Annotated in this window: 9 protein-coding genes and 1 pseudogene; 3 read left to right on the top strand and 7 right to left on the bottom strand. The window is 40.1% G+C overall.

Features of this window, described 5'->3' with window-relative positions; translation table 11 throughout:
- Positions 1 to 49: 49 nt before the first annotated feature.
- From NWP17_RS02775 to NWP17_RS02760, 4 genes and pseudogenes are all read right to left on the bottom strand, one after another.
- The gene (locus NWP17_RS02775) at positions 50 to 1,630 is read right to left on the bottom strand and encodes a beta-barrel domain-containing protein (RefSeq protein ID WP_280653386.1); all 1,581 of its coding nucleotides are present in this window, start codon (positions 1,628 to 1,630) and stop codon (positions 50 to 52) included.
- A gap of 68 nt (positions 1,631 to 1,698) precedes the next feature.
- Positions 1,699 to 4,704: a peptidase domain-containing ABC transporter gene (locus tag NWP17_RS02770; RefSeq protein WP_280653385.1), complete on the bottom strand. Its 3,006-nt coding sequence runs from the start codon at positions 4,702 to 4,704 to the stop codon at positions 1,699 to 1,701.
- A gap of 104 nt (positions 4,705 to 4,808) precedes the next feature.
- Positions 4,809 to 5,552 (bottom strand): peptidylprolyl isomerase, encoded by a 744-nt coding sequence (locus NWP17_RS02765; protein ID WP_280653384.1) that lies wholly within the window; start codon positions 5,550 to 5,552, stop codon positions 4,809 to 4,811.
- A gap of 250 nt (positions 5,553 to 5,802) precedes the next feature.
- Positions 5,803 to 6,858, bottom strand: a pseudogene (locus tag NWP17_RS02760) (glycerophosphodiester phosphodiesterase); the annotation flags it as partial.
- A 321-nt stretch (positions 6,859 to 7,179) separates the two neighbouring features.
- Between NWP17_RS02760 and NWP17_RS02755 the strand changes: the two are divergent.
- On the top strand, positions 7,180 to 7,719 hold the full coding sequence (locus NWP17_RS02755) for a Dps family protein (RefSeq protein ID WP_280653383.1): 540 nt from the start codon (positions 7,180 to 7,182) through the stop codon (positions 7,717 to 7,719).
- Between the two features lie 111 nt (positions 7,720 to 7,830).
- Entirely contained in the window at positions 7,831 to 8,598 is a 768-nt protein-coding gene (locus NWP17_RS02750) for a ChaB family protein (protein ID WP_280653382.1), read from the top strand.
- A gap of 191 nt (positions 8,599 to 8,789) precedes the next feature.
- On the opposite strand, the gene NWP17_RS02745 is transcribed toward NWP17_RS02750, so the two are convergent.
- Entirely contained in the window at positions 8,790 to 9,062 is a 273-nt protein-coding gene (locus NWP17_RS02745; RefSeq protein WP_280653381.1) for a GlsB/YeaQ/YmgE family stress response membrane protein, read from the bottom strand.
- Between the two features lie 478 nt (positions 9,063 to 9,540).
- Here NWP17_RS02745 and NWP17_RS02740 point away from each other — a divergent pair, with 478 nt between their 5' ends.
- Positions 9,541 to 9,867, top strand: coding sequence for an STAS domain-containing protein (locus NWP17_RS02740; RefSeq protein WP_280653403.1), 327 nt, complete (start codon positions 9,541 to 9,543; stop codon positions 9,865 to 9,867).
- Here the strand turns inward: NWP17_RS02740 and NWP17_RS02735 are convergent, their stop codons facing one another.
- Both NWP17_RS02735 and NWP17_RS02730 read right to left on the bottom strand, forming a co-directional pair.
- A complete protein-coding gene (locus NWP17_RS02735; RefSeq protein ID WP_280653380.1) occupies positions 9,868 to 11,004 on the bottom strand; it encodes a PP2C family protein-serine/threonine phosphatase in 1,137 nt (378 codons plus the stop codon).
- A gap of 66 nt (positions 11,005 to 11,070) precedes the next feature.
- The gene (locus NWP17_RS02730) at positions 11,071 to 11,838 is read right to left on the bottom strand and encodes a DUF1350 family protein (RefSeq protein WP_280653379.1); all 768 of its coding nucleotides are present in this window, start codon (positions 11,836 to 11,838) and stop codon (positions 11,071 to 11,073) included.
- Between the last annotated feature and the right edge of the window lie 82 nt (positions 11,839 to 11,920).

The following is an 11,920-nucleotide window of genomic DNA, read 5'->3' as shown; positions in this document are numbered from 1 at the left end:
ATTAGATTGGTTGGACTTTGAGGGCTTAAGCCCTCAAAACCAGCTTTTGTTAACGTACCTCTTTCAAACTTTCCACTTGTTTAGTAAACATTTCCGTAAATAAACTCATAACAGTACGTTCTTCGCGTACCTTGATATTAGCGGCAATTGACATTCCTGACTGTAAGGGGATTTTTTTGCCATGAGAGTCTAAATATTGTTGCTCTAAACTAATGGTGGCAGGAAATCTATAAAATTGATGTGTTTCATCTGGTGGTAATACATCTGAACCTATACGAGTTAGTTGACCCTTAATATCACCAAACTCGCTGAAGGGAAAAGAGTCGATTCTCACATCTGTCTTCATTCCCTCCCGCACAAAACCAATATCTCGGTTTGTAATAAAAACCTCAGCAGTAAACTTATCATCAGGAACAATTTGCAACACTATTTGACTAGCATTTGCTACAAAACCGGGGTATTTTGCTTGTAAGTCAAAAATTGTTCCCCCCACAGGGGCACGCAGTTCTTGATATTTAAAATTCAACTGAGCTTGAGAAATTCTGCTATTTATATCTGCCAGGGTTTGTTCATTGTTGAGGACAACTTTCATAAACTGGCTATCAATTTCCGCAATACGTTTTTTGTTCTCAGCTATTCTTTCTAAAACATTTTTACTAGAAGCCGCCACAGTATTTTTAAGTTCCTGTTCCCCTTGCTCAATTGCAAACTGTAGGCGTTTTTGTTCTTCTTCTATTTGCTCTATTTCAGCTGTGAGATTTTGCACTCTTTGTTGCTGACTGAGATACTGTATCTGAGATATACCACCTTCTTCTGCTAGGATTGTAATCTTATCTAAGATACCTTGCTGGATAGCTAAACTAGATTGAGTATCATTGTTTTTGATTTTCATTTGAGCAAGTTGTTTCTTGGTTTGCTCAATTTCTAACTGTGCTGCAAGAGAGCGAGAATCTAATTCTCTTTGAGCGAATTGTAAACGTTTGGCTTCATCAGATCCTAAATCTGCCAATGTATTAGAGTTGTTCAATTCAGCCCGCAACAAATCATTTTCTTGAACTAACGCTGTCCTACTTTTTAAAAGAAACTGAGCATTTAGTGGCAATTTACCCCGCAAAAATTCCAATTCCGAGGCGGTTGTATAACTATTAGCCATTAACCGACGATAAATTTGGTTTTCTTCAACTAATGCGCTGCGAATCTTCTTTAAAGAATCTAATTCGGCGACGGTAGCCGCAGTTTCAAAAGTTAGCAACAAGTCTCCCGGCTGCACTTTTTGTCCATCTTTAATATGAACTGATTTCACTACTCCACTAATGGGAGCTTGAACTTCTTTGACTGTCCCTTCAGGCTTGAGTTGACCTGTAGCAGGTACTACTTGCTCAATTTTGGCAAAATAAGCCCAAGTAATTCCAAAACAAGCTAACCCAATTAAGGTCAGCATAATTGTGCGTGACCAAATGGGAGATTGGCGTAATACAACTGACTGCTCAAAGTTGGTGTACTCGGCATTGGCTAAAGCTTGATTAGTAGCCTTGGCTGGAGATGAGAGTAACCGGTAATCAGCATTGACAACCTTTTGGTGCTTACCGTTCCCGTCTTGACCGTTGTTGTTTCCATTGATGTTAATCATAGTGATTGGATTTGTTGGTGAACAGGTTATTAAGGGGGTGTATTCGGGTATAAGAGAAAAGAAGAAACTTACAAATTCACTTCCTGTTGCTGATAGAGATAGAAATAATGACCTTTAGCAGCCATTAATTCTGGATGGCTACCTTGTTCTATCACCCTACCGTTATCCATGACGATAATCATATCTGCATTACTAACAGTAGTGAGGCGGTGGGTAATAAAGAAAACTGTTTGACCTGCAAAGGCTTTGGCTAAATTGAGACAAACTTGTCGCTCTGTAGGATAGTCTAGAGCGCTAGTTGCTTCATCTAAAACTAATAATTTTGGTCTTTGTAGAATAGAACGAGCAATGGCAATTCTTTGTCTCTGTCCACCGGACAGCCCTGCACCCCGTTCTCCTACCCTTGTGTTGTAACCGTTGGGTAAGGACATGATAAACTCGTGGGCTGCTGCAACGCGGGCGGCAGCAATAATTTCGTCACTTGTGGCCTCGGGATTAGTCAGAGCGATATTTTCCTGTACAGTACCATCAAACAATAGTGTTTCTTGCGGAACCACACCCACCTGTCGCCGCAGGGAGTAAAGTTCTATTTTGGAAATATCGTAACCATCAATCAAGATTCTGCCAGACTCCACTTCGTACAGTCTCAGCAGTAACTTCATCATCGTACTTTTACCTGAACCACTTTGTCCGACAATCCCCACAAACTTTCCTGGGGGAATATCCAAATTAACGTTAGAAAGTTGTAATGGTCCACTGGTGGCAAACCGGAAGGAAACATTGTCAAATTGCACGCCTCCGGAAATGGCAGGTAAGGGAATATTTTGACGGTCTACTTCCGCTTCTTCTGGTGTGTCAACAATATCACTTAATCGCTCTAAGGATAAAGCAGTTTCTTGGAAATTTTGCCAGAGTTGAGCTAAACGCAATATGGGGCTGGTTACGTAACCTGAGATAATTCTAAAGGCGATTAATTCACCAAGGGTTAATTCTCCTTGCAGGACTAAATAAGAACCTAACCACAAGACCAATAATGCACTAAGTTTATTAAGAAAACTGCTGGTGGAATTAGCCAGTGTAGAAGTGATAACGGTTTTAAAACCCGCGGCTACGTACCGAGCATAACGTTCTTGCCAGGAAAAACGCGACTGCAATTCAATATTTTGCGCTTTCACCGTTTGAATACCTGACATCACTTCCACTAAATATGATTGAGTGTGGGAATTGCGTTCAGCCTTGGTGCGTAACTGTTTGCTAATAGTGGGAGAAGCAATTAAGGTGAGGATAATAAAGATGGGAATTGTGCTTAAACCTACTAAGGTTAGTTGCCAACTATAAAACAGCATGACGATAATATAAATTATCGAAAATATGGCATCTAACACCACTGTTAAGGCAGTACCAGTGAGAAACTGACGGATATTTTCTAATTCGTTAATGCGAGTGGCTAGTTCACCTACGGGTCGGCGTTCAAAATAGCGCAGTGGCAGACGTAGTAAATGATCAATAATTTGCGAACCCAAACCCATGTCAATGCGGTTGGTAGTATCAACAAATAAGTAAGTCCTTAATGTGGTTAGTAGTGCTTCAAATATGCCTACTACTAATAGCAAAATACCTAAAACATTCAAGGTATTAATGCTATTTTGAACTATAACTTTGTCAATAATTAACTGAATGACTAGGGGATTAGCTAACTGGGCTAGCTGAACAAAAAACGAAGCGATGAAAACTTCTATAAGAACTCGGCGATACTTTGACAGGTAAGGGATAAACCATTGTATCCCAAAGCGTTCTTGAGGAGTTTCCTTGGTAGTCGTCAGCAATAAAACTGTTACCTGGGGAGGTAAGTCGTCTGGATTAACAGTTAATTGGTCTATAAATTGAGCCGGTTTGCAGCTGATAATTCCTTGGGATGGCACACCTGCCACAACAGTATGAGCATCTATCTCATATAGAACAGCATAACTATCACCATAATGAACTATTGCTGGTGTAGGAATGCGCGTAATTGCAGCAATAGGTAATTCTACTAATTGGGATTTAAGTCCGATTAACTCGGCTACATAAGCACAAGCTGGAAAGGATATACTACCTTGACGTTTGATTTGCTCAGTTAAGATGCGACGAATCACCTCCTTGCGAAAAGGGATGTGCAGGTGTTTAGAGAGCATTTGAAAACAGGCGAAGATGGTATTTACTTCCCCTTTACCGCTCACAAATGGGTAGTTTTGGCGTTTTCGTCTAGTTTTTTGTGGGGTAGGTTGGGACTGGGGAATTTCTTGGTCTTCAGCGTAGTAGGGGATCTCTAGGTCGTTGGTGATGGCTAATTGGCTATTTTGGCTATCTTCCCCAATAACTGGTGGCTGATGATCTAATAAAGATAAGTCTCCAGGGGATAACCCAAGTAAACGCGCCTGACCTTTACCCTTAACTTCTAGTCTGTCGGTTGGTTTTAAGCGAGAACCAGGGGGGAAATTGGTAATGGAGGCTCCTCCACTCACAAACCAGATATGTTCCTGATCTAATTGGTCTGCTGGGGTGACTCCTGGGTTGAGGTAATATACTTTTGCCCTGGATAAGGCTTGTTCAACGATTTCTGTGAAGTTGGTTACAGCGTTGGCTTGCTTTTCAATTTGTGAACCTAAAACATCAAACACCTCTATTAAGTGACTGTAGTTTAAGCGTGTATTGGCAAAGTCAGGGTAAGAAATAACCAGGCGTATATATTCTGTTTTACTCAAGCTCAGACAGACAACTTCAGTAGAGGCGGTAGCAGTTTCACAGGCAATTTGTCGTAATATACTCATCTCTCCCAGAATTGCCCCTGGTTGTAATAATTTTAATGTGGTAGGTGCTTCCGTTTGGGGATGATATCCTAACAAACGTACTTTTCCCTCGTAAATAATGGTGATTTGTTCTGGGAGTTTATCTTTGCCAATTATTTTCTGTCCTATCCTGTAACGCCAAGCTTGTACTTTTTTGGAGAGATTGGTTATCTCCTCTGCGGGTAGTTTTTCAAACCCTTCTAGCTGGGAAATAAATGCTTGAAAGGAACTTGTAATATAAGTCATTTCCAGATCAATGTAAGTAAATGATTGTAGTTTATGATACAAAACAAAGTAAGTTTATTTTGTCATCATTATCTCTCAAATGTGAGATGAGTTAGTTGATGAATTTAGGAATTTTGAGCGGCAATCTGGGCTTGTAGCCAACTATTAAAACGTTCATTGAGTAAGCGTTGACGCAATGAATTATCTAACTGTACTGGTAACAACTTCTCCAGTCGCAGTATGACTATCCAATTTTCTAATTTAGTGGGTGGTAACAGCTGCTGTGGCTGGCTGCTAGTCAATAGTTTGGCTAAACCAGGATGGATAGTTTGCAATTCTATCGGTCCGACTAGTCCATTTGTTTGTGCTTCTGGCCCTTGAGAATATTCCCGTGCTAGTTCAGCAAAACTTTGTTCTCCTGCTTCTATGCGGAAATAGATTTCTTGGGCAATACCAACTTCATTTGTTCTGATCAGAGAGTAAACTACTCGGTCTAGTTGGGGTTTACGCTGGGCAAAGTAAGATTCTAAATCGCCGCCCCAAGTCTGAGACTTGAATTTCTCGATTTTAAATTGGCGGATGGCGAGGGAGGCAAATTTATGCTCACTCATATTATTTTGCTTTAGCCAATGCTGACGTACATCATCTGAGGTCAGTTGATATTGTTGGGCTAGTTGTTCATAGGCAAGTTTCTCTTCTTCTGGTGTACAGTCTATTGGCGCGATCGCTTGGTCGATGACCATTTCTTTGATTAAGGCTGGCAGCATTTGGTATTCTTCCAGCACATGCAAAATTTCTGCTGACGACAAATTGTTCAGATTAGTAGCAACTTGTTGCCAAATGTTGTCGGATTGTAGAACTGCTGTCATATTACTTTCTTAGCTAGAATTTGCACAATCACATTGTAAAAGTATTCTGTTACTCATAGGTTATGGTTTGGTTAACTATATTCACATGGCAGATTTATCATGATTTTCAACTTTATAGCAATTACATTAGTATATATCAATACAGGATTTTTTTAGCAAATATATACTATTTTGTAGATGGTGGTGGGGGGATGTCTACTTAAGTAATTACAGTAATAGATATTACTTATCATCGCAAACAGTTTAGTACTTGATCTACAACCAATCTAGCAGTACCTGGGAAGTCTGAAAAGAAACCATCAACCCCCAGATGAATAAACTGTTGATATTCTAGTTTTGGGTCGCCGTTGTAGTCTGGTGCGAGGAAAATATTTTCATTGCGGAAGGTGTAAGGGTGTAACAGCAAACCGACAGCATGGGCATCTTCTACCAGTGTGGTGGGTGTTTGCAGGTGACCATTTGCACTGGTAGGCAAAATTAGCCGCTTATGGGGGCCGATACCTGCTGCGTAGGTGGCAATATTAGCTAATTCTTGGGGCTGGGTAAGTTGGCTATAGGTGCGGGAGTCATTACTAACTACAAAGTCATAGGGTTTGCTATCATCACTATCCAGTAGTTGAATCAAGGGAATGTCAATACCTGCGGACGGCATGATTACTTGTTTGAGTTCCTGGAGATTACCCACTTCAAAGGACTGAATAAATACTCTTTCAGGGTCAATGAAATCTTGAGCAACTAAGGTGTCAACTAGTACTTTACCCAAGTCAATGTGGATGGAGGAAGCATCTAAAAGTGTGCCTTGACTGGCAAAGAAGGTAGGATGCTTGGTTTCAGGATAAATGCCGATTTTGCCACCTGTTACTGCTTCTACCTGTTTCACCAAATCAATGATTTCTTCTAAAGTGGGAATTTTGAGTCCATGATGATCAAAATTAGTTCCCCGTAGATATGGCAGACGTTCTATGCAATTGAGAGTTTTAATTTCTACTAAAGTGAAGTCTTCTGTAAACCAACCTGTGATAGTACGACCATCAATAACTTTGGTGGTAAGGCGATGGCTAAACTCTGGATGAGAAGCAACATCAGTACTGGTATCTGTTCTGTTCACTGAACCATCAGCATTGAGAATTGCTAAGGCATTTTCATGACGGGCCACTAAATAACCGTCTTTGGTGGCTACTAAATCAGGCTCAATAAAGTCAGCGCCAAGTTCAATGGCTAGTTGATATGCTTCTAGGGTGTGTTCTGGACGGGAACCACTAGCTCCCCGATGACCAATCACAATAGGTGGTTGACCATTCAGGGTATTTATATTGAAGCAGTTACTTGTATTATTGGCGAGATCACCTTGTGCAAAAGCCATAAAGTTTTTGTAAGTTGTATTTTAGACAGCATCACCCATTGGTAGTGAGTAGTTTAAGTCTTAATTTGTCCACACATTACCAACTTATGCCACTTGGGTAAAAAAAAGGTTAAGAGAAGGTTAAATTTACAAATATTAGCTAAATCTCTAAAACTAACCCTAGGTTGTAAGTAATTATGCTAAAACTTTACTTCTTTTGGTTGATGCAGAATATCCCTAAATTTTGGAGAATTTATACATAGGTTCGCTTAGGGATGGAAAACAATGCGTACAATTAATATTGGTTTGACAGAAGAGCAGCGTCAGGGTGTTATCAGTCTGTTAAATCAAGATTTAGCAGATTCTTATGTTTTGATAGTAAAAACTAAAAAGTACCATTGGGATGTTGTCGGACCTCAGTTCCGTAGTTTGCACGAACTGTGGGAGGAGCAGTACGAAGAACTGACCGAGAATATTGATGATCTAGCGGAACGGATTCGCGCTTTGGGCGGTTTCCCTGTGGGGACGATGGGGGAATTTCTCCAGATTGCTACTCTCAAAGAGCATAAAGGTGAGATCCCATCAGCCACAGGGATGGTAGCTGTATTGGGAGAAGATCACGAGCAGCTAATTCGTAATTTGCGGGATCATGTGGATCAGTGTAGTGAGCAGTTTCATGATGAGGGAACAGCTGACTTTTTGACCGAACTGATGGAAGAACATGAACAGATGGCTTGGATGTTGCGCTCATTCATTGAAGGCCAAGCCTTAGAACCCGATGGTATGCAACCGGAAGCAGCAACTAAAACCCCCGTGGGTGTGTAGTGGTGCTGGAAGGTTGATTCTTTGGGCAGATCAGAATCAATCTTCCTAATCAATTTTCCTAAATTTACGCCAAAAATCCGGCAAAAATTCTTAATTTTCAGGAGTATTCAAGTGCCAGAACTTTATCAAGCACAACGGACTATATCAGCTGTATTTAAAGAACAAAAGCAAATTGACCAGGTGATTCGACGTTTACTAGATAGGGGTGTGCCTAGGGATCATATTTCAGTCATGGGGAAAGACTTCCGGTCAGAAACGCGAATTTCTGGTTTTATTACTAAAAAAGATGTGATTTTAGGGGGTTTGAGAACAGGAGCAATTTTTGGTTCTTTGTTTGGTTCTTTTCTCAGCTTGCTAACTGGTGTGGGGGTACTGTTTGTTCCCTTTGTTGGCCCTATTGTGGCAGCAGGTCCGATTGGTGCGTTGTTGCTGGGTGCTGCTAGTGGAGCGATCGCGGGTAGTGCTGGCGCGGGACTGGTATCGGCTTTAACCGCCTGGGGGATGCCTGAAGATAAAGCGGCAGTTTATCAAACACGCTTACAGGCTGGCCAATTTATATTAATGGCAGAAGTGCCCAGCGATCGCCAGGGAGAATTTCAACTACTCCTAGAAAGTGCTGGTGGTGAAGAAATTCACACCACCGATCAAACGTTGACTCGTCCTTGTTCTGGCCCATGTAAGAGTCCAGAAGATTTATCTCCTGAAGTACGTTCTCACCTCTGTGATCAAGCTCAACGTACATTCATGGATCGCTATAATGCTGTATTAGATCAGACTGGTAATGAAGTGACGGCTGAACAAGCGGCTTGGGAGGCAGTTCATCAACAGTTTGATGAAGATGAACAGGGCGTTTGGTCAAAGGCTAAAGTGAATGTTTAGCTAATTAGTTTATTTATGTTTATTTATGTTTATTTATCTCCCGCTACGCTAACGTTAGCGGGAGTTTTCTTGTCCCATCAGATATATTTGCTTGTAATTACTTAACCTTGACTATACACGTTATTGATTTTGGACTGTTCCCTGTTCCTTGTCTCTAGGAGTAATTTCACCAATCAAAGCGGATTCTTAGATTAATAACTAGTACGACCAGTGAGCAAACCCCATAAAAAGATGGCAATTACTGCACCAATGATAGCCACCATTAAACCAGGAATACTGAGAGTAGCCGCAGTTAGTTGTAATCTTCCTGTTTCCAAGAGAGTAACAATAGTTCCCCCAATTAAAGCACCGAGAATCCCCAAGACCATGGTTGCAATTATGCCCCCTCCCTGACGACCAGGGTAAATGGCTTTAGCAATAGCTCCCGCAATTAAACCTAAAATTATCCAGGCAATTAGGTTCATAATCTAAATTCTCTATCATGTTTACCCATAATTTATTAATTTATATCTGGTTTTCCTTCTACCAGAAGAGATAGCTATTAATTAACAACCAGCCAAATATCTCTGTTGACTTGTTTGTGTCTTCTGCATCCTTGAGCGCATCTTCACAGAAAACTGGTATTAGTCCTAGGCTGTCCTCCAAATCAATCAATTATATTTTTAGGATATTTATTCAGATTATAGTCGGATTTAGAGATATAATACGGAGGGTTTGATAAATTGTTTTTGCCTGTTTACGGTTCGCAAATCAGTGGGATAATATTAATTGCTTTAAATGAAATCCTGGATACTTTTTGATAAATCAACAAGGCTTTATGATGTACCACTATTCCAGTAATCGCTTGTGTTTGACATGGCTAACTTTTCCAGATCATGCCTATTGGTATATAATACTAACACAATCATTACATTTTTTTAACACAATCTGGGCACAAGTATGATGAAACAAGCAGTCAAAGTAGTTAAACTGAGTGGGATTATCAATAGTACAAACTCACAAGAACTACAACAAAATATTACTCAACTTCAAGCAAGTGGTGCTCAAATAATTTTAGTTGATTGTCAAGATGTATCCTTTATGGATAGCTCTGCCTTGGGGTCTTTGGTATTAGCTTTCAAAACCTTACGGGAAAATAATACCAGACTAGCTCTCTGTTCTATTAATGAACAAGTGAGAATATTATTTGAACTAACGGGGATGGATAAGGTGTTTGAGATATTTTTAAATGAAGATGAGTTTCATCAAGTTATTCTCTCTAAGAACTGATTAGTCGAAATTAACTTGGAGGATTGATAAATCATCATCAAACGCATCTTTGGAGTTTAAAGCGATTAAATAATTTAATACTTGGTCTAGTTGACAATCAACCGTGTGTTGTACACTTACAAGTATTTGAATAAAGCTATCTAAACTCCAAAGTTTGCCATCTGATTTTGTGATTTCATAAGCACCATCACTAAAAATATACAGGCTACTAAATTTATCAATATGGCAACAGGCATCTACATATTTAGCTTCTGGAAACATACCCACTGGCATTCCAGGAGTTCTGAGTAGTTGAATATCAGTTTTTTTAGCAGATGCACCTGATATTAATACTGCGGGTGGATGACCGGCACTGGCATAAATTAACCGCCGGGTAAGTCGGTTATAAACTCCATACCAAATAGTAAAATATTTGTCATTTTGGTAATTGATTTGAAAGGTTTGATTTAAAGCCTTGAGTACATCACTGGGCTGATAGTAATTTAAACCTTTTAAGGCACGGGAACGTAATAAGTTTAGTACGGAAATTGAAGGTAGGGCGGCTTTTAATCCATGTCCGGCGGTATCTAGCAAATATATGGCTAAACAGTCGGCATCTAGCCAGTAGTAATCAAAACAATCGCCGCCGAGTTGTCGGGAAGGAATAAATCGAGAGTTGATGGTTAAGGGTTCTGTGGTTGGTAAGGGTAGAAGCGATCGCATATATTCTGCTGCTTCTGCTAGTTCAGTTTCTAGAAGTAGCTTTTGGGTGTGTAAATCCTGGCTTAATTGATGCAGGCGCAGTCCGGCTCTAACCCTTGCTTTTAATTCATTTTGTTCAATAGGTTTAGAGATAAAATCATCAGCACCAGCATCTAGTCCTTTAACACGATCAGCAATGGAATCTAAAGATGTTAAAAAAATAAAAAAAGTAGTAGATAAATTGGGGTCTGTTTTCATGCGTTTACAGACTTGTAAACCATTTAATCCTGGCATAATCCAATCACAAATAACCAGTGCAGGACGATGAGCGATCGCCAGGGCAACTCCTTCCTCTCCATTATTAGCAGCAACTACTTTATAACCTTGTTTTTCTAACATCCTTTTCAGGAGTATTTGTATAGAAATATCATCATCAATGATCAGAATCTGAAACATAAAAAAACACATTTAAAATTTCATAGAAAATCAAAATAATCTTCACTTGGGGCTATTTATTAAATATTATGGAGGTGACAAAGGATTAATCCATAAAAGAATAGCCCGTCTTAGCTGGTTCAAATCGCGGTACACTTCCTGTTTAAACCATTGCCCCAAAGCATCCCAGGGAGTAAATGACGCTCCTGGTTGCCATTTGATATCTTGACCTAAAGGTGTAGTGTGAGTACCTGGTAACGTTTGTATTGTCACCATTTCAGCAAACCGTGATTGTAAGATTTTGGTTAAAGATACTGTTTGATCAATGGTATCGTTGTTAAATTTTATTAATAAATTGCGGCGGATATTGTAGCTTTGCTGTATAATGCCGTTGGTTTCTAGTGGGGATGGTGTAAACTCCACGGGAAAGGTAGAGTTTAACTGTTCCACTAAGGGGATAGCCTCCTTAGCAGCGTAATTGTTGAAAGAAATTAAAATATTACCGGCACGTTCTACAGGTAAAAGGCTACCTATCAGCAAATGCAGCTTACAACCCATACTATGCCCTAGTCCATAAGTGGGGAGATAAAACTGGCGTAATGCGCCAGAATCGTGTAACCTCTCTATGGTGCGTTCAAAGTTCAGCAGCACAGTTTTGGCGATGGCCACATGATCTAAAGTATTAACAAATGGTGTGGCAACAATAACATATCCCTTGCTGCCCAATTGTTCTAGTAACCAGCGATAAGTGAGATGAGGTGCAGTGGCCACAAATGCACCACCCAGAAAATGGATAATTCCCAGGGGCTTTGGGGGAACCAGCACCCAGTTACCTCTAATTTCTTTCCAGTCCATAGCTATAGGGGGGTTAATTCACACCTTTTTATGTTAACCTTTCATGGGATTGGTGGAAGTATGAAGGGAAAAAGCTCTGATA

This window comes from Chrysosporum bergii ANA360D, assembly GCF_029891735.1.
Taxonomy (GTDB): domain Bacteria; phylum Cyanobacteriota; class Cyanobacteriia; order Cyanobacteriales; family Nostocaceae; genus Umezakia; species Umezakia bergii.
This window is presented reverse-complemented; position numbering and strand designations above follow the sequence as displayed.